Source organism: Usitatibacter palustris (assembly GCF_013003985.1).
Taxonomy (GTDB): Bacteria; Pseudomonadota; Gammaproteobacteria; order Burkholderiales; family Usitatibacteraceae; genus Usitatibacter; species Usitatibacter palustris.
The window spans coordinates 721,003-742,553 of record NZ_CP053073.1 but is presented as its reverse complement, the minus strand read 5'-3'; the positions used below and the strand labels follow the sequence as shown (position 1 = coordinate 742,553).

At 66.4% G+C, this 21,551-nt stretch carries 13 protein-coding genes; 3 read left to right on the top strand and 10 right to left on the bottom strand.

The window, feature by feature from the left end; genetic code table 11:
• Nucleotides 1-4 precede the first annotated feature (4 nt).
• Nucleotides 5-385, top strand: coding sequence for a response regulator (locus tag DSM104440_RS03930; RefSeq protein WP_171160762.1), 381 nt, complete (start codon nucleotides 5-7; stop codon nucleotides 383-385).
• Here the strand turns inward: DSM104440_RS03930 and DSM104440_RS03925 are convergent.
• Genes DSM104440_RS03925 through DSM104440_RS19360 form a run of 3 tightly spaced genes read right to left on the bottom strand, consistent with a single transcriptional unit; the run spans nucleotide 344 to nucleotide 8,687 of the window.
• Entirely contained in the window at nucleotides 344-1,072 is a 729-nt protein-coding gene (locus DSM104440_RS03925) for a sensor histidine kinase (protein WP_171160760.1), read from the bottom strand. The genes DSM104440_RS03930 and DSM104440_RS03925 overlap by 42 nt on opposite strands.
• Nucleotides 1,069-3,213, bottom strand: a complete 2,145-nt coding sequence (locus DSM104440_RS03920) for an ATP-binding response regulator (RefSeq protein ID WP_171160758.1) — start codon at nucleotides 3,211-3,213, stop codon at nucleotides 1,069-1,071. The genes DSM104440_RS03925 and DSM104440_RS03920 overlap by 4 nt, the downstream gene beginning before the upstream one ends.
• Complete coding sequence (locus tag DSM104440_RS19360; RefSeq protein ID WP_171160756.1) at nucleotides 3,198-8,687, bottom strand: HAMP domain-containing protein; 5,490 nt, start codon at nucleotides 8,685-8,687, stop codon at nucleotides 3,198-3,200. Before DSM104440_RS19360 ends, DSM104440_RS03920 begins: the two co-directional genes overlap by 16 nt.
• Nucleotides 8,688-8,855: 168 nt before the next feature.
• Here DSM104440_RS19360 and DSM104440_RS03910 point away from each other — a divergent pair, with 168 nt between their 5' ends.
• The gene (locus DSM104440_RS03910; RefSeq protein WP_246212089.1) at nucleotides 8,856-9,278 is read left to right on the top strand and encodes a DUF456 domain-containing protein; all 423 of its coding nucleotides are present in this window, start codon (nucleotides 8,856-8,858) and stop codon (nucleotides 9,276-9,278) included.
• A gap of 62 nt (nucleotides 9,279-9,340) precedes the next feature.
• On the opposite strand, the gene DSM104440_RS03905 is transcribed toward DSM104440_RS03910, so the two are convergent.
• Nucleotides 9,341-10,624, bottom strand: a complete 1,284-nt coding sequence (locus DSM104440_RS03905; protein ID WP_171160752.1) for a serine/threonine-protein kinase — start codon at nucleotides 10,622-10,624, stop codon at nucleotides 9,341-9,343.
• Between the two features lie 181 nt (nucleotides 10,625-10,805).
• A complete protein-coding gene (locus DSM104440_RS03900) occupies nucleotides 10,806-12,485 on the bottom strand; it encodes a formate--tetrahydrofolate ligase (RefSeq protein ID WP_171160750.1) in 1,680 nt (559 codons plus the stop codon).
• Nucleotides 12,486-12,572: 87 nt separating this feature from the next.
• Here DSM104440_RS03900 and DSM104440_RS03895 point away from each other — a divergent pair, with 87 nt between their 5' ends.
• Nucleotides 12,573-13,046, top strand: a complete 474-nt coding sequence (locus DSM104440_RS03895) for a nuclear transport factor 2 family protein (RefSeq protein ID WP_171160748.1) — start codon at nucleotides 12,573-12,575, stop codon at nucleotides 13,044-13,046.
• 6 nt (nucleotides 13,047-13,052) lie between these two features.
• On the opposite strand, the gene DSM104440_RS03890 is transcribed toward DSM104440_RS03895, so the two are convergent.
• From DSM104440_RS03890 to DSM104440_RS03870, 5 genes are all read right to left on the bottom strand, one after another.
• A complete protein-coding gene (locus DSM104440_RS03890) occupies nucleotides 13,053-15,413 on the bottom strand; it encodes an Ig-like domain-containing protein (RefSeq protein ID WP_171160746.1) in 2,361 nt (786 codons plus the stop codon).
• 150 nt (nucleotides 15,414-15,563) lie between these two features.
• On the bottom strand, nucleotides 15,564-16,178 hold the full coding sequence (locus DSM104440_RS03885) for a c-type cytochrome (protein ID WP_171160744.1): 615 nt from the start codon (nucleotides 16,176-16,178) through the stop codon (nucleotides 15,564-15,566).
• An 8-nt stretch (nucleotides 16,179-16,186) separates the two neighbouring features.
• The gene (locus DSM104440_RS19470; RefSeq protein ID WP_281357031.1) at nucleotides 16,187-17,839 is read right to left on the bottom strand and encodes a methyl-accepting chemotaxis protein; all 1,653 of its coding nucleotides are present in this window, start codon (nucleotides 17,837-17,839) and stop codon (nucleotides 16,187-16,189) included.
• The gene (locus DSM104440_RS03875; RefSeq protein WP_171160742.1) at nucleotides 17,836-20,604 is read right to left on the bottom strand and encodes an MtrB/PioB family outer membrane beta-barrel protein; all 2,769 of its coding nucleotides are present in this window, start codon (nucleotides 20,602-20,604) and stop codon (nucleotides 17,836-17,838) included. Before DSM104440_RS03875 ends, DSM104440_RS19470 begins: the two co-directional genes overlap by 4 nt.
• Nucleotides 20,605-20,616: 12 nt before the next feature.
• Complete coding sequence (locus DSM104440_RS03870; protein WP_212758196.1) at nucleotides 20,617-21,510, bottom strand: DmsE family decaheme c-type cytochrome; 894 nt, start codon at nucleotides 21,508-21,510, stop codon at nucleotides 20,617-20,619.
• Nucleotides 21,511-21,551: the final 41 nt, after the last annotated feature.

Below are 21,551 nucleotides of genomic sequence, written 5' to 3'. Positions count from 1 at the left end.
GGAAATGGCCGGAGGTTGGCGCGTTCTGATTGTCGACGACAGCGTGGACGGCGCCGAGATATTGGCGATGCTGCTCTCGAGCATGGGCCACGAAACCTTCGTCGCCCATGACGGCGCGGGTGCGATCAGCGTGGCCATGGAGAAGCGTCCCGACCTCATCCTGCTCGACCTGCGATTGCCCGACGTGAGCGGCTATGAAGTCGCGAAGCGGTTGCGCGACGATCCGTCCTTCGCAACCGTCCGACTGGTTGGTCTATCAGGCTTCAGCAGCGCGGTGCACCGCGACCGGTGCCTCGAAGTCGGTATCGACGACTATTACGAAAAACCGATCGATGCCGCGACCCTAGAGGGCCTGTTCGACCGCTTGCGGCCGCGCGGCGAGTAACGGCGCCGACGCGAGCGGCAGCCGCACGCAGGTCGACCGGCGCCAGGGGCGTGCGCGCTCCTCGATGTGAAGACGCCCGCCACACGCCCCCAGGGCTTTGTGCGCGATTCGCGTTCCCAGCACGGACAGCGAGTACTCGGTGGCGGCCGCACCCGTGGGCGCGTCGTCCAGGATCTCCACCGTGGCCTCATCGCCGTCGAATCGCACGATGAGCTCGGCACGCCCGCCGCTGGGCAGCGCGTCGAGCGCATTCACCAGGCAAACGAGGATCGCCTGGGCCACGTCGGTCCGCGGCCCCTGGACCGGCACGGGGCTGTCGGGCACCGCGATCACGAGCTGCAGCTCGCGCATCGCCGCCTCCGTGACGAAGTGGCGAGCGAGCTCGCTCACCAGCTCGCCGAGGTCGAAGGCCTCATGTTCTTCATCGATCACGCCGATATCGGCGAGCAAGCCGCGCGCATTGCGCTCGAGGCGGGCAAGCTCGCGCCTCGCCATGGCCACGGCCTTGTTGATCTGCTCGCGCGTCGCGTCATCGACTTCCGGTTTCGACGCCGCGCGTTGCGCGAGGTCCAGCGACCACGAGATTCCCTGCACCGGCGCCTTGAGGTCGTGCTGGATGGCATGACCCATCCGCCGGAGCAGCCGCACGCGCAGCGCGTCGCGGAGCACAGCTTCCAATTCACTCATGTCACCTCCGCGGCATGGCGCTTCTCGCGGATGACCGCACACAGCGCCTGCACATTCACCGGCTTCACGAGATGTTCGTCGAAGCCCGCAGCCAGCGCCATGCGCCGGTCGCGCTCCTGCCCGTAACCCGTCACCGCCACCAGCAAGCTCGCGCGCGTTTGCGCGAGCGCTCGCATGCGGCGCGCGACTTCGAATCCGTCCATGCCCGGCAGCCCGATGTCGATGAGGATGACTTCGGGAAGGTAGCCGGGCGCCATCTCCAGCGCGGCGGGCCCATCGTGGACCGCGCGCACCTCGTGGCCGTCGAGCGCCACCAGGGTCGCGAGCGTCTGCGCCGTGTCCGCGTGATCCTCGACGACGAGGATGCGCCTCCGGGGCGTCGGTGCCGACGACTTCGAGGCCTGCTGCGCGCGCGGCACGCCCGCCGAGAGGGGCAAACGAATCGAGAACTCCGAACCGCAGTTGAGCCCCTCGCTCTTCGCGCCCACGGTGCCGCCCTGCGCTTCCACAAGACGCTTCACCAGCGTGAGGCCGATGCCCAGGCCCCCTTGCGAGCGGTCGAGCGAGTGATCGAGCTGCGAAAAGAGATCGAAGATGCCGTCGAGCATCGGAGCCGGTATGCCCAGGCCCGTGTCGCTCACCTTGAAGACGACTTCGTTGCCTTCGGCCCCGGCGCTCACCGCGATGCGTCCGCCCGGCGAGGTGTACTTCGCCGCGTTGTTCAGGAGGTTCGCGAGCGTCTGTGCGATGCGCGCCGCATCGCCGCGCACCGCGAGCGGCCGGTCGGGCAACGTCATCGCGAGCTCGTGGCGGCGCTCCTCGATCAGCGGCCGGCTGGTTTCGACGGCCGACTGCAGCACGGAGGCGACATCGACGTCCTCGGTGCGCAGCTGGATCTTCCCGCTGGTGATGCGCGATACGTCGAGCAGGTCATCCACCAGCCGCACGAGCTGCTTGGACTGGCGGTCGATGATGTCGCGCGCCCAGGGCCAGCGCTCCTCGCTCGGGCCCATTGCGCGCATGACTTCGATCGCGTTGCGGATGGGAGCAAGCGGGCTGCGCAGCTCGTGGGCGAGCATCGCGAGGAATTCGTCCTTGCGCCGGTCGTTGTCGCGGACCTGGCGATAGAGCATCGCGTTGTCGATCGCGATCGCGACGCGGCCGGCGATGTCGTCGCCCAGTGCCAGCTCGGCGGCGCTGAAGCGCGCGCGGGGCGGCGCGAGTGCGATCGCCAGTGCTCCGAGCGTGCGTCCGCGCGCGCGCAACGGATGGACAACGATCGCCTGCGGCCGGAACGACATCGCGAGCGCTTCCTGCGTGCCGCCCTCGATGCGTTCGATGTGGAGGCCGTCCTCGCCGATCGCCGTCGTGGCGACCTCGGACTTGCCCGATTCGAGCGCGCGCGCGATCGTTTCCTCGAACGGCGCATCGAGCACTCGCAACACCGAGCGCGCCTTGCGCCCGGTCGTCATTTCCGGATCGCTCCAGGCGACTTCGGTGCGCATGATGCGCCCCTGGTCGTCCACGAGTGCGAGCAGCGCGAGGCTGCCGAGGTAAGGCACCGCGAAGTGCACGAAGTCCCGGGCGAGCATCTCGGCTTCGAGCGAGCTCGCGAGCAGGCGTCCGCCTTCGGCCAGGAATGCCGAGCGGCGCACCGCTTCCTCCGCGGCACCGCGCAGGGCTTGCTCACGAGCGAGCGCCACGCGCTGGTCGGCGGCGTTGCGCACGGCCTCGGCCATGAGGTGCAGCTCGACGAACACCCGCACCTTGGCGCGCAGCACTTCCGGCGCGAACGGCGTGAGGATGAAGTCCACGGCGCCCAGCTTGTAGGCGCGGATCGCGTGCATCTCGTCCGCGTACGCCGTCATGAAGATGATCGGCGTGTGCGCCGAACGCTTGCGCTTGCGGATGAGCTCCGCGGTCTCGAAGCCATCCAGGCCCGGCATGTTGATGTCGAGCAGGATCACGGCGAAGTCGCGCTCGAGGATTTCCTTGAGCGCTTCCTGGCCCGAGCTCACGGAGACGACCTCCTGCCCCAGCTCCTCGAGGACCGTCCGCAGGACGAGGATCTTGTCGGGACGGTCGTCGACCGCGAGGATCGCGGCCGAACCGGGCGGGTGGTCGGTCACGGCTTCAACCATGCGCGCAACGTCGCGAGCAATTGCTGCGTCTCGACGGGCTTCGACAGGTAGTCCCACGCGCCCGCTTCCAGGCAGCGCTGGCGGTCACCCTTCATCGCCTTCGCGGTCACCGCGATCATCGGCAGGTCGCGCCCGGCGGGAAGCTTGCGGATCTCGCGCATGGTCTCCAGGCCATCCATCTCCGGCATCATGATATCCATCAGCACCACGTCGATGTCCGGTTCGCTCTGCACGATCTCGATCGCGTCGCGGCCGTTGTCGGCGGTGAGGATGCGCATATCGTAGTCCTCGAGCACCGTCGAGAGCGCGAAGATGTTGCGCATGTCGTCGTCGACCACCAGTACCTTGCGGCCCGCGAGCCAGCGGTTGGACTGGTAGATCCCCTCGAGCGCGCCGCGCTGGTCCTGCGGCAGGCGGCTCGCGTCGCGGTGCAGATACACCGTGGTCTGGTCGAGCAGCCGGTCGATCGTGTGAACCCAGCACAGCGGGCTGGTGCGCGACAGTTGCTGCCACACCGCTTCATCGCGCAGCTCGCGCCCCTCCTCCGAGTGGACGATGATCGGCACGGGTTGCGCGTGCGTGCGCGCCTCCTCGATCAGCGCCTCGGGCGTGAGGCCCGGCACTTCGGGGTCGAGCACCATGCAGTCCACGCCGCCGGCGCGCAGCGCCTTGAGCGCCGATGCGGAATCGCGAGCGCCCGTGACCTTCACGTCGCTCGCCTGCTCGAGGTAGCCCACCACGCTGTCGAGCTTGGCGCGATCGGGTTGCACCACGAGGAGGTTCTTCACGTCGCGCGACGCGTAGGCCTTGATGCTGTCGAGCAGCCGATCGACGATCTCGCGGCTCTGCAGCGGCTTCGCCAGGAAGTGCAGCGCGCCCGATTGCAGCGCGCGTTCACGCGCCTCTTCCGTGGAGATGACGCACACCGGAATGTGGCGCGTTTCGATGTCGCCCTTGAGGCGATCGAGCACGCGCCAGCCCTGGATGTCGGAGAGGAAGATATCGAGCGTCACGGCCGACGGGTGGTATTCGCGCGCGAGGCCGAGCGCTGCTGCGCCGAGCGTAGTCACCAGCCCCTTGAAGCCGCGCTCGCGCGCCGCGTCGAGGAGCACGTTCGCGAACGCGAGGTCGTTCTCGACGATGAGCAGCACCGAATCGCCCGGGGTGATTGAATCGCGATCGTCGGATGCGACGTTCACCTCGGCAGCCACTTCGGTCGCTACGGCGGCGGGTGCGTCAGTGCGAGCGACCACCGGCAGCGGCGCGCTGCGCGCGGCAAGGATCGCCGCATGCGCGACGGCTGCCGCCTCGTTCGGACCCTTGCGGGACCGCGGCAGCGAATAGCGCTCCGGCAGGTACAGCGTGAAGGCGCTGCCCTCGCCCGGCGCGCTCGTCAGGCGGATTTCGCCGCCCAGGAGGCGCGAGAGCTCGCGGCTGATCGCGAGACCCAGGCCCGTGCCGCCGTACTTGCGGCTCGTCGAACCATCGGCCTGCTGGAACGCCTCGAAGATGATGAGCTGCTTCTCGGGCGGGATGCCGATGCCGGTGTCGCGCACGGTGAAGGCGATCACGCCGGGCGCGCGGTTGAGGTCCTCGTTGTCCGGATCCCAGCCCGAATGCACGGGCTCGATCGAGAGCGCCACCTGGCCGCGGTGCGTGAACTTGAACGCGTTGGAGAGCAGGTTCTTGATGATCTGCTGCAGGCGCTTCGCGTCCGTGGACATGCTCGGCGGCAACTGCGCGTCGTTGCGGATGAAGAAGTCGAGCTTCTTCGATTCGGCGACGTGCCGGAACGTGCGCTCCACGTAGCGGCGCAGCTCGTCGAGGCGCAGCTCGCCCACATCCACCGCGACCGTGCCCGACTCGATCTTCGAGAGGTCGAGGATGTCGTTGATGAGCGTCAGCAGGTCGTTGCCCGACGAATGGATCGTCTTCGCGAACTCCACCTGCTTGCCCGTGAGGTTGCCCGACGGGTTCGCGCAAAGCTGGTCGGAGAGGATCAGCAGCGAGTTCAACGGCGTGCGCAACTCGTGCGACATGTTCGCGAGGAACTCCGACTTGTACTTCGAGGTGAGGGCGAGCTGGCGCGCCTTTTCCTCGAGGTCCTGGCGGGCCTGTTCGACTTCCGCGTTCTTGCGCTCCACCTCCTGGTTCTGGTGGGCGAGCAGCTGCGCCTTCTCCTGCAGCTCCTGGTTCGTATTCTGCAGTTCGTCCTGGCGCGAACCGAGCTCCTGCGCGAGCGACTGCGACTGCGTGAGGAGGTCCTCCGTGCGCATGTTGGCTTCGATCGTGTTGATCACGATGCCGATCGATTCCATCAACTGCTCGAGGAACGCCTGGTGCGTCTCGGGGAAGCGCTCGAAGGAGCCCAGCTCGAGCACGCCCTTCACCTGGCCTTCGAACACGACCGGCAGCACGAGCACGTTGCGCGGCGCCGCAGCGCCCACACCCGACGAGACATCGAGGTAACCCTCGGGCACGTTGACCACGAGGCTCTTGCGCTTGTCGATCGCGACCTGGCCCACGAGACCTTCGCCCAGCGACAGGCGGCGGCCGTGGACCTTCTGGCCTTCCGCGCCGTACGAGGCGAGGAGGCGCAGCTGCGGCTGTTCGAACGATGTATCGAGAACGTAGAAGCGCGCGACCTGCGCGGCGACCACGGGGGCGAGCTCCGAAAGGATCAGGCTGCCCACGGTGTTGAGGTTCTTCTGGCCCTGGAGCATCCGGCTGAACTTCGCGAGGTTGGTCTTCAGCCAGTCCTGCTCGGTGTTCTTCTGCGTGGTGTCCTTGAGGTTGCGGATCATCTCGTTGATGGTGTCCTTCAGCGCAGCCACTTCGCCTTGCGCCTCCACCGTGATCGATCGCGTCAAGTCACCCTGCGTCACGGCGGTAGCCACCTGCGCGATCGCGCGCACCTGGCCCGTGAGGTTGGCCGCGAGCTGGTTCACGTTCTCGGTCAAGTCCTTCCACGTGCCCGCCGCACCCGGCACCTTCGCCTGGCCGCCGAGCTTGCCTTCAACGCCCACCTCGCGCGCGACACCCGTCACCTGTTCGGCGAACGTCGCGAGCGTGTCCGTCATGCTGTTGATGGTGCTCGCCAGCGCCGCGATCTCGCCCTTCGCTTCCACCGTGAGTTTCTGCTTCAGGTCGCCGTTCGCGACCGCGGTCACCACCTTCGCGATGCCTCGCACCTGGCCCGTCAAGTTGCCGGCCATGAAGTTCACGTTGTCGGTCAAATCCTTCCACGTGCCCGACACGCCTTCGACTCGCGCCTGGCCGCCGAGCTGGCCTTCCGTGCCCACTTCGCGCGCCACCCGCGTCACTTCCGAGCCGAACGAACGCAGCTGGTCCACCATCGTGTTGATCGTGTCCTTCAGCTCGAGGAACTCGCCCTTCACGTCCACCGTGATCTTCTTGGACAAGTCGCCGCGCGCCACGGCCGTCGTCACTTCCGCGACGTTGCGCACCTGGGACGTCAAGTTGCCGGCCATCGAGTTCACGGAGTCGGTCAAGTCCTTCCACGTGCCGGCCACGCCCTTCACCCACGCCTGGCCGCCGAGCTTGCCTTCCGTGCCCACCTCGCGCGCCATCCGCGTCACTTCCGCGGCGAAGGTCGAGAGCTGGTCCACCATCGTGTTCACCGTGTTCTTCAGCTCGGCGATTTCGCCCTTCACGTCCACCGTCACCTTCTTGGACAGGTCGCCTCGCGCCACGGCCGTCGTCACTTCCGCGATGTTGCGAACCTGACCGGTCAGGTTCGAAGCCATCGAGTTCACGTTGTCGGTCAAGTCCTTCCACGTGCCCGCGACACCCTTCACGCGCGCCTGGCCGCCGAGCTTGCCGTCCGTGCCCACCTCGCGCGCCACCCGCGTCACTTCCGCGGCGAACGACGAGAGCTGGTCCACCATCGTGTTCACCGTGTTCTTCACCTCGAGAATTTCACCCTTCACGTCCACGGTGATCTTCTTCGAGAGGTCGCCGCGCGCCACGGCCGTCGTCACGTCGGCGATGTTGCGCACCTGGGACGTGAGGTTGCCGGCCATGAAGTTCACCGACTCGGTCAAGTCCTTCCACGTGCCCGACACGCCGCGCACCTGCGCCTGGCCGCCGAGCTTGCCGTCCGTGCCCACCTCGCGCGCCACCCGCGTCACTTCCGACGCGAACGACGAGAGCTGGTCCACCATCGTGTTCACCGTGTTCTTCACCTCGAGGATCTCGCCGCGCACGTCCACGGTGATCTTCTTCGAGAGGTCGCCCCGCGCCACGGCCGTCGTCACTTCGGCGATGTTCCGCACCTGAGACGTGAGGTTGCCGGCCATGAAGTTCACGGAGTCGGTCAAGTCCTTCCACGTACCCGAGACACCCTCGACTCGCGCCTGGCCGCCGAGCTTGCCTTCGGTGCCCACCTCGCGCGCCACCCGCGTCACTTCCGACGCGAACGACGAGAGCTGGTCCACCATCGTGTTCACTGTGTTCTTCACCTCGAGGATCTCGCCGCGCACATCCACGGTGATCTTCTTCGAGAGGTCGCCGCGCGCCACGGCCGTCGTCACTTCGGCGATGTTTCGCACCTGTGAAGTGAGGTTGCCGGCCATGAAGTTCACGGAGTCGGTCAAGTCCTTCCACGTGCCCGAGACCCCTTCGACTCGCGCCTGGCCGCCGAGCTTGCCTTCCGTGCCCACCTCGCGCGCCACGCGCGACACTTCCGAACCGAAGGACCGCAGCTGGTCCACCATCGTGTTGATCGTGTTCTTGAGCTCGAGGAACTCGCCCTTCACGTCGACCGTGATCTTCTTCGACAAGTCGCCCCGCGCGACGGCGGTACTCACTTCGGCGATGTTCCGCACCTGGCCCGTGAGGTTCGAGGCCATCGAGTTCACGTTGTCCGTCAAATCCTTCCACGTGCCCGCCACACCCTTCACGCGCGCCTGGCCGCCGAGCTTGCCTTCCGTGCCCACCTCGCGCGCCACCCGCGTCACTTCCGACGCGAAGGAACCGAGCTGGTCCACCATCTTGTTGATCGTCTTGGCCTGCTTCAGGAACTCGCCCTGCAGCGTCTGGCCTTCGAACTCGAGGGCCATCGACTGCGAGAGGTCGCCCTGCGCGACCGCGCCGATCACGCGCGAGGTTTCCGCGGTGGGCAGCACGAGGTCGTCGATGAGCAGGTTCACGCTGTCGATCTTGGTCTTCCAGAAACCGCGCGCGTCACCCAGCGAGGCCCGGTGCCGCAGCTTGCCTTCGCGGCCGACCTTGCGGCTCAGCGTCACCAGCTCGTCGGTCATCCGCAGGCTCATTTCCTGCAGGTCGCGATAGACGTCGGCGACCTTGCCGGCGGTTCCTTCCCAGTCGTCGGGGAGGCGGAAACTGCCGTCTCCCTTCTTGAGGGCAGTCAGGGCTGCCAGGAGCACAGCCATCTGCTGTGCCGCCGTCTGGTCGTCCGGGGCGCGCCGGCGCTCAGTTACCTTGGTTTTCATAGGGAAAGGGCTTCCACGCTATGGGGGGCAATGGCCGACGTTACAATGCGCCAGCCGGGTGGGAAGTCGGACATGTCCTACACCGGACTTCATATTCTCTCGATGGAATCCACCCTACTTCTCCTCTTGGCGGGCGTCCTCGTCCTTGTCGGACTGGCGGGAACCGTTTTGCCGCTCCTTCCGGGGATTCTCCTCGTCTTCGCCGGGCTGTTCCTGGCCGCCTGGACGGAGGATTTTGCCCGCGTGGGCGCGGTCGGCCTCTCGATCATCGGCCTCCTCGCGGCGCTGTCCTTCCTGGTGGACTTCCTCGGGTCCCTGCTGGGCGCGAAGCGCGCGGGAGCCAGCCCGCTCGCCCTCGTGGGGGCGACGATCGGGGCCCTGGTGGGTCTCTTTTTCGGGATCGCCGGCCTGATCCTCGGCCCGTTCGTGGGGGCGGTCGCGGGCGAGTACATCGCCCGGCGCAAGCTCGACCAGGCGGGCAAGGTCGGGCTGGGAACGTGGCTCGGATTGCTGTTCGCGGCGGTGGCCAAGGTCGTCATCGCCTTCCTGATGATCGCGACCTTCTTCGCCTTCTACATCCTCGGAAAATAGAGGGGTCAGACCACTCTATCGCTGCCCGTAACCCGCGATAGAGTGGTCTGACCCCTCTATTTTCAGGACATCACCGACAGCTGCTCGTTGGCGTTCTCGAGGCGGTCGACCAGCGTGTTGAGGAAGCGCTCGTCGAAGAGGCGGCGGCAGCTCAGCGATGCCGCGCGCAGGTCTTCGGCGCGGATCTTGATCACGATGCAGTCGGAAGTGGTCGTCACCGTCGCCGAGCGATGCGGCGCGACCTTCTTCTGCGCGAGGTAGCTCATTTCCCCGAAGCAGTCGCCCGCGGTGAGCACGTTGAGCGTGCGCTTGCCGCGCGTGACGCGCACGTAGCCGCCGGCGAGGATGAAGAACGAATCGCCGTGGTCGCCTTCCTTGATGAGGGCGGTGTCGGGCTTGAACTTCGCCCACTTGCTGATGCGCAGCACTTCCCAGAGCTCGTTCTCGGGAAATTCACGGAAGAACGGCAGCGTGCGCGCGAGGCTGAAGCGCTCGGTGTCCGACTGGTCGCGCTTCTCGTTGGCCGCCTCGTGCTTCCACGTCTCGGCGAGCGCTGCGCCGAACTCTTCCCAGGTGGCGAAGCGCGCCGCCGGATCCCGCGCCATCGCCTTCATGACGATCTTGTCGATCTCGGGCGTGATGCCCTGGCGGTGCGTGGAGGGCGGCTCCGGATCGGTGTTCACGATCTGGTAGATCACGCTCATCGTGTTGGCGCCGGCAAACGGCAGGCGCCCCGCCAGGAGGTAATACATCACCACGCCCAGCGCGTAGATGTCGGAGTTGTGCGAAGCCTGCGCCTGCCCCGTGACCAGCTCGGGAGACATGTACGCGGGTGAGCCGACGTTCGTGATGATCGTGCGGTCGGAAATCTTGTTGATCGAGGCGCCGAAGTCCGCGATCTTGATGTCGGTGCCGTCGCTGTGGAGGATGTTGCCCGGCTTCAGGTCGCGGTGCGTGAGGCCCAGCGTCTGCGCGAAGGCGAGCGCGCGCACGCACTTGAACGTGATTTCCGCGATCTCGCGCGGCTCGAGCAGCTGCTCGGCGATGCAGAACTTCTCGAGGGTCCCGCCCTCGACGAACTCCATCACGATGTAGCTGTACTGGTCCTCGACGACGGCGTCGAAGATCTGGACGATGTGGGGGTGGTTCAGCTTGCCGGCGAGCGCAGCCTCGTTCATGAACATGCTGCGGTAGAACGCGCCGTCCTCGGAGTGCTTGAGCGCATCCGGGAACGCGACCTTGATCGCGACCTGGCGCTTGGCGAACGGGTCCTCGGCGAGATACACCTTCCCCGAGGCGCCCCGGCCGAGCTCGCGAATCACCTGGTACTTGCCGATCGCTTGCATGCGCCTAGGCCGGATTCATGGTTTGCGGATTATACGGGCTCCCCTCTTGCAGCCGCACCGGGAATATTCCGCACGCCGGAGGTTGCCGCAGCCCGGCAGGAAGTGACGGAAAAAGAAAAACCCGCCCTTGCGGGGCGGGTTCTTGGTCGCGGCGCTTCCGGCCGCGGATTCGCGTGCCGGTCTAGAACAGACCGGTAATCTTCCCCGTGTCGTCGATGTCGATCGAACAGGCCGACGGCACCTTCGGCAGGCCCGGCATCGTCATGATGTCGCCGCACACCAGCACGATGAATTCCGCGCCGGCGGCAAGCCGCACTTCACGGATGTTCACGACATGGCCTGAAGGAGCACCGCGCAGCGCCGCGTCCGTCGAGAAGCTGTACTGCGTCTTCGCGACACAGATCGGATAGTGGCCGTAGCCGCCTTCCTGGAGCTTCTTGATCTGCGCGCGGATCTTGGAATCCGCGGTGATGTCGGAGGCGCCGTAGATCTTGGTGGCGATCGCCTTCATCTTGTCCCAGAGCGGCAGCTGCTCGTCGTAGACGAACTTGAAGTCGTTCGGCTCTTCGCACAGGCGCACGACTTCCTTCGCGACGTCGACCGCGCCCTTGCCGCCCTCGGCCCAGTGGCGCGCGAGGATGACCTTCGCACCGTGGTGGGCGAGCTTGTCCTGCAGCAGCTTCACCTCGGCATCCGTGTCCTCGGTGCGATGGTTGATCGCCACCACGCACGGCAGGCCGTAGTTGTTGCGGATGTTGTTCACGTGGCGCTCGATGTTCGTGATGCCCTTGGCGAGCGCCTCGAGGTTCTCGCCCTTCGAGAGCTCCTTCACCTCGATGCCGCCGTGGTACTTGAGCGCGCGGATCGTCGCGACGAGCACCACCGCCGCGGGCTTGAGCCCGGCCTTGCGGCACTTGATGTCGATGAACTTCTCGGCACCGAGGTCCGCGCCGAAGCCCGCTTCCGTCACGACGTAGTCGCCGAGCTTCAGCGCCGTCTGCGTGGCGAGCACCGAGTTGCAGCCGTGGGCGATGTTGGCGAACGGGCCGCCGTGGATGAAGGCCGGCGAATGCTCGAGCGTCTGCACGAGGTTCGGCGCCAGCGCGTCCTTGAGCAGGGCCGCCATCGCGCCGTGGGTCTTCAGGTCCTTGGCGAGGATGGGCTTTTGTTCCTTGTCCTTGGTGTAGCCGCAGACGATGTTCCCGAGGCGCTCCTTCAAGTCCTTCAACGACGTGGACAGGCAGAAGATCGCCATCACTTCGGAGGCGACGACGATGTCGAAGCCGTCCTCGCGCGGGAAGCCGTTCGCGGGACCGCCGAGGGCCACCGTGATCTGGCGCAGCGCGCGGTCGTTCATGTCCAGCACGCGCTTCCACGCGATGCGGCGGACGTCGAAGTTGAGCTCGTTGCCGTGGTTGATGTGGTTGTCGATCATCGCCGCCAGCAAATTATTGGCGAGCTGGATCGCACCGAAGTCGCCGGTGAAGTGGAGGTTGATGTCCTCCATCGGGACGACCTGCGCATACCCGCCGCCGGCCGCGCCACCCTTCATCCCGAACACCGGGCCAAGGGACGGTTCACGCAGGCAGACGATCGCCTTCTTGCCGATGTGGTTGAGCGCGTCGCCCAGGCCCACCGTCGTGGTGGTCTTGCCCTCGCCCGCGGGCGTGGGGCTGATCGCCGTGACGAGGATGAGCTTGCCGTCCGGCTTGGACTTCAGCGTGTCGATGTAGTCGAGCGCGATCTTCGCCTTGGTATGGCCGTAGGGCACCATCGCCGACTCGGGAATGCCGAGCTTCTTCGCAATTTCGGCAATAGGTTTTACTTTCGCCTTTTGGGCGATCTCGATATCCGAAAGCATGGGGAATGACCTCCTGGTTTTGCGGCAGTATAGGAAGGTCCGAAAATCCCCTACCTTGACGAGTGTCAATTCGCCCGCGGGAGCGCCATGCACCCCCATGAGACCCTGATCCGCGAGTTCTACGCCGCCTTTGCCCGCCGCGACGCCGAAGCCATGGCCCGCTGCTATGACGGCAACGTCTTCTTTTCGGACCCCGTGTTCCCGAAGCTCCAGGGGCAGGAGGCGGGCGACATGTGGCGGATGCTGCTATCGCGGGCCGCCGACCTGCAGGTGACGCTCGACGAAGCCGCGGCCGGGGACGATGGCGGCCGTGCCCGCTGGACCGCGCGCTATACCTTCAGCCGCACGGGCCGCCCGGTCGTGAACAACGTGTCCGCGATGTTCGCGTTCCGCAACGGGAAGATCGTGCGCCACTACGACAACTTCTCGTTCTGGAAGTGGGCGGGCCAGGCGCTGGGGCCCATGGGCCAGGCGCTGGGATGGTTCGCGCCCCTCAAGTGGAAGGTGCGCAAGGACGCAGCGAAGGGCCTCGCGCTCTATCGCGAGCGCAAGGCCCCCTAGGGCAGTTCACCCGCCCCCGGCCCCTCCGGTCGGCGGCTGGGGCGGCTGGGGTATCACATTCACCTGGATCCCGACACCGAAGGGGAACGCGAGATCCGGTGAACTCATGAAGGCTTCGATCGTCCGGCTGCCGACCGATAACAACGGAATCGTCGCGGAGAAAGTGCCTCCACCGTTCGCGTCGAAGACGAGCGTCGCGGACACGCCGTTGACCACGATCGACGTGGTGGGTGGCCCCTGGAACGTCCCCGTCACCAGCACGTCACCCGCGATAACGGTCCCGCCGGGCGTCGGCGACACATAGTGCAAGCTCGTCGGCAATCCCGTCACCGTCACCGCGGGCGTCGTGGTCTGCGCGCCCTCGTTGTCGATCACGCGCACGGCGTAGGTGTGGGTGCCTGGAAACCCGAGCCCTGCAGTGATCTCCGGACCTCGGTACGGGCTCACCACGATCGCGAGGCCATCCTGAAGGATCTCGTACTGACGCACCGATCCATCGGCATCGCTCATCGTGGCGCGAAGCACGAACCCGCCCCACACGGTCGCACCGTTCGCGGGCTCGACAAGGGTGACCGTCGGCGGCGCGTTGACGCGCACGGCGACCGAGGCCGATTGGCGCACGAGGCCGCGGTTGTCCGTGACGCGCGCATACAGGATGTGGTTCCCCGGCGGAACGTCGACGGCATCGACCTGGTAGGGAATGACGGACTTCTTCCCGATCGACACGTTGTTGCGGAAGAACTCGACGAACGCGACCCCGTTGTCCGGATCGGACGCGTCCGCGGACACCGTGAAGGTTGCGGGAGCCGTCGTGAATACCTGGCCTGGCGTCGGCGCCGTAATGGCGACGGTAGGCGGCGCATTGGGCGGGTCGTACGTGTACGTGAGGTTGACGGTCGTCTGGTTGCCGAGCTCGTCGAGGGCGCCCAGCAATAGCGCGTTGGGGCCGATCGCGAGCGACGAGACCTGGAAGGAGAACGCATTGCCGGTCGTTGTGGCCGCGCCCGTGAAGCCCACCGCGACCGCGGAAGGATCGAAGGACCCGCTCACGGTGAACGGCAGCGTCGTGATGCGTGCGCCGTTGGGCGGCGAGAGCGCCACCAGCGCGGGACCGGTGGTATCGATCGTGAACGAGAGCGTCTTCGTCCTCGAAGAGCGTCCGTCGGCGTCGATGGCCCGCGCCGTGACCCTGTGGTTCCCCTCCGAGAGCGGCGACGTGGGGGTGTAGCGCGTCTCGCCAGTGGTCGGATCGAAGACGAACCCGGAGCTGATGTCCACGCCGTCGAGGTCCGCGATGATGGAAAAACTCGCGTAGAACTCCGGCGGGAACGGGCAGGCGTTCGTCGAGCATTCCGCCAAATAGAGGAACGCGATCTCCGGCCGCGTGCCCTTCGGGGGCCCTTCGAAGAACGAGTTGGGAAAGATCAGGGGGGTGAAATACATCGCCTGGCGCGCGACGGCGATCGTGCCCGTCTCGCCGGCGGGAAGCGTGGCGATGCGGTCGCCGGTGCGCGTGAAGCGCGACACGCCCCGGCGGTGGCCGATCCACACGTCCTGCGTGTCGAAGTCGAAGACGAGTGCGCCAGGATCGTTCACGCCGTCGTTGCCGAGATTCTCGGACTTGAAGCGCGTGCCGTCGGCGCGATAGCCGTGGAACGAGTTGTTGCCGAGGACCCACAGCTCGCCGCGCTCGGGGTCGAGCGAGATGGCGTTCACGTCGTGCGACACCTCGACCCTGCGAAGGACCAGCGAGGGGTTAATGATGTCGCGCTGGATCAGCACGCCGTCGCCGGCGAGCCAGAGGAAGCCGCGCGCATCGTCGACCGCGAGAAAGCGGGCGCGGCGCGAAGCCCCGCCGAGGTTCACGCGCTCGATGAATGAGGCGTCGTAGTTGTAGTGCCGCAACGCGTCGCGATCCTCGTCGAGCACCCAGAGCGAATCGTCCTGCGCGATCTTCAGGTCGGTCGATCCCCCGCCTTGCAGGACCGCCATGAGCGAGCCGTCGCGCGCGAGACGCAGTACGCGCCGCTCGCCACCGACCCAGAGGGTCGCGTCGTTGGCGTTCACGGCGACGCTGCGCCCCTGCCCGATATTGTCGGCATACGAAGCGAGCGTGCGACTGAAGACGAGCACGCCGTCCTTGGAAAACTTCGAGACGCGCGTTCGCGACACCGACCACACCGAACCGTCGGTGGGGTCGATCGCGATCGCCGCAGGCTCGGCAGCGGCGGCGTTCACGTCCGTGGTATTGGTTCCGGTCGCGACGCGATGCAGTCCTTGCGTATCGCCATACCAGAGAGAAGCTTGCGCGCCGGCGGCGGCAAGGCACAGCAGGAGCGCGGAAAGCGCTCGCACGATTCGTGTCATGGGTACTCCCTGATTGGGCTTCCGGGCGATCTCGTTGTAGGAGCGGTGGATCGCCTCAGCGCGTGCGCATTAAAGCACAGCCCGCGCGGATTTTTCGTGACACGACCGCGACATTGCGCCGCGGTTTTGGTTCCGTGACCTGCGAGGTCGCTACTGCCCCTTCGCGAAGTAATGCAGGAGCGCTTCTTCGTCTTCCTTCGTCACCTTGTCGAGCCGCTGCATCATCTTGTCGTCGCGCGGGCGCTTGCCGGAACGGAACCCGGCGATCTGCTCGCGGATGTAGCCCATCCACTGCCCGGCCAGGATGCCGTTGTCTTCGTCGGGCGAGCTGCCGCCGTTCTCGTGGCATTTTTCGCAGCGCAGCTTGTACACGGCCACGCCCTTCGCGGCCTTGGCAGCGTCGTACGGTTGCTTCGCCGGCACGAATTTCTGGGACGCGAGGTACTTCGCGACCGCTTCGGAGTCCGCATCGCTCAGATCGGCGACGACCTTGCACATGTCCGACTTCGTGCCCTTCTTCGGACCCGACAGCACAGTCACTTCGGCACAGGTGCGCAGCTTCTTCTTGAAGCTCTTCATGCTCTCGACGATGTACTTGGCCGAATAGCCGCCGATGATCGGGACGGATGCGTCGGTGCTCGCGCCGTTCTTTCCATGGCACTGGGCGCACTGCTGGTCGGCGATGGTGGCGCCATCGGCCGCGAACGCTTCCATCGGGATGGCGATTGCCGCGCCGGACAGGAGCACGAGAAGTGCGCGGGTCATGTATTTGTTCATTGGGGCAAACTCCTGACGCGCGTGGACACTGAGCCCAGCATTTCCCGGCGCATCTGCGAACGGGACACCACTCGGACGGGCGAGGCTTCGGCGATGGCTTCGTTCGCGCTGTCGAGCTTGAAGTGCGCCACGGTGGACAAAAGGTGATCGGCCTGGTCGGCGAGGCTCTGCGCCGCCGCGGCCGCTTCCGCGACCAGCGCGGCGTTCTCCTGCACGACGCGATCCATCTGCGCCACCGCGCCGCTCACCTGCTCGATGCCGTTGAGCTGTTCGCGGCTCGCCGCGGAGATCTCGGCCATCACTTCGGTCACGCGGCGCACCGACACCACGATCTCCTGCATCGTGTCGCCGGCGGTTTCGACGAGGCCCGTGCCTTCGCCGACCTTGTTGGCCGACTTCTGGATCACGTCGCGGATTTCCTTGGCCGCCGTGGCGCTGCGCTGAGCAAGCGCACGCACTTCCGAGGCGACCACGGCGAACCCGCGGCCTTCTTCGCCCGCACGCGCCGCTTCGACCGCCGCGTTCAGCGCGAGGATGTTGGTCTGGAATGCGATGCTGTCGATCACGCCGACGATGTCGCCGATCTTGCGCGAAGCCTCGGAGATGCCGTTCATCGTCCCGGCCACGTTTGCCATCGCCTTGCCGCCGCGGGCCGCCGTATCGGAGGTGCCCGACGCGAGCACGTTGGCCTGGCGCGCACTCTCGGTGTTCTGCTTCACGGTGGCGGCGAGCTCTTCCATCGAGGAAGCGGTTTCCTCCAGGCTCGCGGCCTGCTGTTCGGTGCGGCTCGAGAGTTCCGCGTGGCCCGTGGCGATGTCCTTCGAAGCCGTGCCTACGCCTTCGGCAGAGCGACGGATTGCGGACACGGCCGTGGCGAGGCCATCGCGCATCGTGCGCAAGCCCTGCAGCAGCCGGCCCGTCTCGTCACCCGACTTCGTCTCGACGTGGACCGTGAGGTCCCCCGCGGCAACGCGGTCGACAACGCTGACCGCGCGTGCGAGCGGCGTGACGACGGTGCGCATGATCAGCAGCGCGCAGGCGAACAAAGCGACGAGCGTGGCCACCCCGATCACGGCGAGGCTCACCACGAGGCGCCGCGTGGCTTCCTGGCGCGCGTTGGCGACGGCCACCTGGCCTTCATCGCGCACGAGCTTCACGAGCTCTTCGAGCATTTCGGCCGGTGCGGTCTCGGCACCCTTCACTTCCGCATCGATCTTGCGCGGGTCGAAGGAGGCCTTGCCGGCGTCGAGCGCCGCGCGGTACTTGGTGCCCATGGCCGTGTGTGCAGCGACGAATTTGTCGAGCAGGTCGCGTGCGGCCGGGAGTTCGATCGTCTCGCGCAGCTTCTGCGCGCTGCGGCGCACTTCGCGTTCGCGGAACGTGAATTGCTTGAGCGTCTTGTCCATCGCCGACGCGTCGTGCCCGCGCACCAGCACGGTCATCCACGTCTGGAGTTGTTCCTTGAAGGTCGCCTCGACGGACTGCAGCTCGATCGCCTGCGCGATCAGCGTGTCGTTGACCCGCGCGACCGTCGCAAGCCCGCTGCGCGCCGCCCAGAAACCGTAGAGCGCACCCGCGACAACCATCGCGATGCCCAGCAGGAACACCGCGAGGATCTTGTTGCGAATGCTGTTCGCGAGCCAGTTCACAGGGCCACCTGGAACAACACGCCGACCACCGTCGCGCGGTAGTCCTGCGGGCCGGCATCGAGGTACAAGGCGTTGTTGGCCGGCATCGGGTTGGTCGCGACGCCGTCGTAGTGCCAGTCGCGCGTCTTGCCGGTCTCGTAGCGAACCAGGAAGCGCATCGTCAGGTTCTTGTTGATCGGGACCAGCACGCTCGCGTCGAAGATGTTCTGGGCGAACGAAAGATCCGAAGGACCGCCGCCGGCCAGGGCCGCCTGCACGGGCGTCATGTCGAGCGCCGCGCCGTTGTACGTGTAGTTGATTTGCGTGCGCCCGAGCGTGCGCGTGAAGTTCGTGTCCAGCCGGACCTTGCCGAAGTCGTACTTCACGCCGGCGCCGATCACGTGGTTGCGATCCTTCGACGCCACGTCCCAGCCGCGGCTGTCGGGAAACAGCGGGCTGGTGGGCGAAGCCGCTCCGCACAGGCTGCTCCAGTTGGCTGCCGTCACGTTCTGCGTCGAGACCAGCGTGAGGCCCGCCGGGACGACCGGCGCCGGGGCGCCCCGCACCGTCATCAGGACCTGGCCATTGCTGTAGAAGTAATAGGTGTTGTTGAGCGTGCAGCTGTTGGGCTGGACGCCCGCCTGCTCCATCGCCGAACGCTGGTACGTGTAGTAGCCGTAGACCACCGCGGTCGAGCCGGCCTGGTAGCTCATGTCGACCGTCGCGGAATTCGACTTCTGGTGGCCCGTGCGGCCCAGTTGGCCGGGGAACTCCGCATCCTTCGCCTGCAGCGTCACCGCACCTTCCAGGACTTCGTGGAACGCGTAGTTGACCCGCGCGTTCAGGACGTTCTGGTTGCGGTCGGCCAGGTCGAAGGCGCGGAACTGGTTGATCGAATGAAGCCAGCTCGGCATCGCCACCGCATTGGCCGAGGGAACCGGACCGAGGCTCGCGCTGTAGAACGCCTCGTAGGGGTTGGGGTCGTACTCGCCGCCGCGGCGGCGCGCGAATTCGTAGGAGAGCCGGATCATGCCGTCGATCGTGCCGCGATCGACAAACCCAAGCTTGAACCGGTCTTCCCACGTTTCGTCGCGCTCGCGGAACTCGCGGTTGAAGGTCTCGCGTTCGAGGGTGGCGTTGAGGCTCGAGGCCTTGCCGAGGCGATAGTCGCCCGACAGGCTCGCATTGAACTGCTGGTAGTCGAAGGGAACGCTCGCGATCGGAACGTTGCCGGAAGCCGGCGAGAGATTGAGCGCGCGCGCGGCATCGAGGTTGCAGCCCACGGCGTTGTACGCGTTAGCCGACGTTCCCGCGGGATTGACCCCGGCCGTCGTGTTGGCCGTCACCAGCGACAAGCCGCTGCCATCGTTGAGCAATCGGCCCCATTGGCCGGTCAGCGGATTGCACGACTGGTACTGCATCGAATTGCGGGTTTCGTAGTAGCGCAGCTTGCCGTTGACGTCGAGCCCGCTCACGGGCTTGAGCACGAGGCCCAGGTCGGCGAGCAGCGTGTCGATCCGCGCGTCGGCGGAGTCGCGGCTCAATGCGCCCGGGGTATTCCAGACATTGGCGAGCGAGCGGCCGCCCGCGGTCACCGTGCCCCCGGAGAGCGAGTATTCGGTCGGCGTCACCAGCTTGTCGTTCTGGCGCATCGTTCCGAGCGCCACGGTCGCGGTGAGCTTGCCCTTGTAGAAGTTGGGGAACGCGCGCGCGTATTCACCCTTGATGTTGTAGTGCTCGTTATCGGGCGCCAGGTCGATGCGGCCCTGCGTGAAGCTGCCCGGATTCAGGCCGGTGATGCCGTTCAGGGTGATGTACAGCGGGTTCTGGAACGTCATCGCGTCGATGTCGTTGCGGAAGAACGACGCCGTGGCGCTGAAGTTGAAGCTGCTCACCGAATCGCTGAACTGCAGGCCGGCGGCGAAATTGTGCGTGTCGTAGTCGATGGATTCGGCGACTTCCATGTTGCCGCCGCCACCGCCGCCTCCGAATACGGCGCCGAAAGGCCGCGCGCCCTGGCGCTTCTCGTTCACGAAGCTCGCGTAGATCTTCCAGGCATCGGTGAGATTCATGTCGAACCGCACGCCCGCGGTCTTGCGCACGACTTCGAGCTCCGAGTTCTCCGTGGTCGCGAGCGCATTGCGAATATTCGTCTGCGTGGTCGCGGCACTGGCCGAGCCACCCGGCGTGAGCCCGTTCAGCGTCAGGTTGCCGGTGCCCGCTCCGCTCCACAGGGACCGGTATGTCGTGGTGAATACCTGCGGCAGGCTGTCGTAAAACGCGGACACCTTCCAGTCGTTGTAGCGGCCGAACTGCAGGCAATAGAACTGGTCGAGCATGCCCACGCCGCCGCCGATGGCCTCGACATAGCGCGCGTTGGCCTTGTCCTCGCCGGTCACGGCGAAGCTGTTCAGGTACGCGCCGCTCTTGAGATCCTTGTAGTTGCGGAATCCCTGGCTGCGCTCGTCACCGCTGACGGCGAGGCCGCCCAGCTCGGCGTATCCCCATCCCTTCCAGCCGGCTTCGCCCTTCGCCGCCGCCTCGGCTTCCTCGCGCGGCGAGAGCGGAATGTTGTAGAACTGGCCGCTCGGCGCCCGCGCCGCGGGAATGCGCGTGCCCAGGCCTTCCTCGTCCATCCAGTTGCCCACGGTCGACGGATTCACGCCCGAAGGATTGAGTGCGTTGCCTTGCACGAGGCAACCCGCGCTCGCCTGGGCCGGCGCGGCCCACTGGGCGAGCACCACGCAGGAGAACAACGAGGCGTACAGGCGCGCGTGCGATTTCATGATCGTCTCCGCTCAGCGCTGGAACCGCGCGCCGGACGGATGGTTGCTGCCGTGGACTTGCGAATGGCAGTTCTGGCAGGTGCGGCCGACGATGCGCGGGCTCTGCGCTCCGCCTTGCGTGGCATTCTGGGCCGTGCGGTCGGCGCCGAAGAACTGTCCGGCGTGTCCCCCGGGAGACGTGTGGCACTGCTGGCAGAGGTAGGGCCGCGCCGCAACGAGCAGCTTGTCGTGGTTCGAGCCATGCGCGTTGTGGCAGCTGAGGCAATTCTCCCGGACTGGCGCGTGCTCCCAGAGCAACGGACCGCGCTTCTCGGCGTGGCAGGAGTAGCAGGTCTCGTTGACGCTATCGGCCTTCAGCAGCGGCTTGGTCGCCGACCCGTGCGGCGCGTGGCAATCCACGCAGCTCATCTTCCCTTCGGGGACGGGCATGTGCGAACGCTTGCGGAATTCGGCGCGCTGCTGCGTGTGGCAGGTCTGGCAGGTCTCGGAGATGCTCGTGCTGCGCAACAGGCCGCTGGCGGAGAAACGCGCCATCGCGTTGTGGCAGTCGGAGCAGGCGAGCTTGTTGGTGTCGTGCATCGAGCCCGCCCAGTGCAGGCGCTGGCCACCCTTGTGGCAGCTCTCGCACGCGGCGTTCTGCTGTGCGACCGGCGTGCCCCACTCGCGCGTGAAGCCGGTCAGGTAGTCGCGGTTCTTCTCGTTGCCGCGCTCCGCATGGAGCGAGCCGGGGCCATGGCAGGCCTCGCAGACACGGCCTTCGAGCGCGTTCTTGGGGTTCTGGCGGAAGATCTTCGCGTGCTCGGTGTGGCCAAAGTGTTTGGCCTCCACGTCGTGGCACTTGATGCAGGTTTTCTCCCCGACGTACTTGGCTTCCGGCGGCACCGCCAGCGCGGATGGGCCGGCCAACAGGCCAATCGCCAGTAGAAGGAACCACTCCCCGATGCGCA

What these genes read in the sequence shown, in the direction of transcription:
- DSM104440_RS03930 (WP_171160762.1), top strand. Translation starts at nt 5, where the DNA reads ATGGCCGGAGGTTGGCGCGTTCTGATTGTCGACGACAGCGTGGACGGC.
- DSM104440_RS03925 (WP_171160760.1), bottom strand. Translation starts at nt 1,072, where the DNA reads ATGAGTGAATTGGAAGCTGTGCTCCGCGACGCGCTGCGCGTGCGGCTG.
- DSM104440_RS03920 (WP_171160758.1), bottom strand. Translation starts at nt 3,213, where the DNA reads ATGGTTGAAGCCGTGACCGACCACCCGCCCGGTTCGGCCGCGATCCTC.
- DSM104440_RS19360 (WP_171160756.1), bottom strand. Translation starts at nt 8,687, where the DNA reads ATGAAAACCAAGGTAACTGAGCGCCGGCGCGCCCCGGACGACCAGACG.
- DSM104440_RS03905 (WP_171160752.1), bottom strand. Translation starts at nt 10,624, where the DNA reads ATGCAAGCGATCGGCAAGTACCAGGTGATTCGCGAGCTCGGCCGGGGC.
- DSM104440_RS03900 (WP_171160750.1), bottom strand. Translation starts at nt 12,485, where the DNA reads ATGCTTTCGGATATCGAGATCGCCCAAAAGGCGAAAGTAAAACCTATT.
- DSM104440_RS03895 (WP_171160748.1), top strand. Translation starts at nt 12,573, where the DNA reads ATGCACCCCCATGAGACCCTGATCCGCGAGTTCTACGCCGCCTTTGCC.
- DSM104440_RS03890 (WP_171160746.1), bottom strand. Translation starts at nt 15,413, where the DNA reads ATGACACGAATCGTGCGAGCGCTTTCCGCGCTCCTGCTGTGCCTTGCC.
- DSM104440_RS03885 (WP_171160744.1), bottom strand. Translation starts at nt 16,178, where the DNA reads ATGACCCGCGCACTTCTCGTGCTCCTGTCCGGCGCGGCAATCGCCATC.
- DSM104440_RS03875 (WP_171160742.1), bottom strand. Translation starts at nt 20,604, where the DNA reads ATGAAATCGCACGCGCGCCTGTACGCCTCGTTGTTCTCCTGCGTGGTG.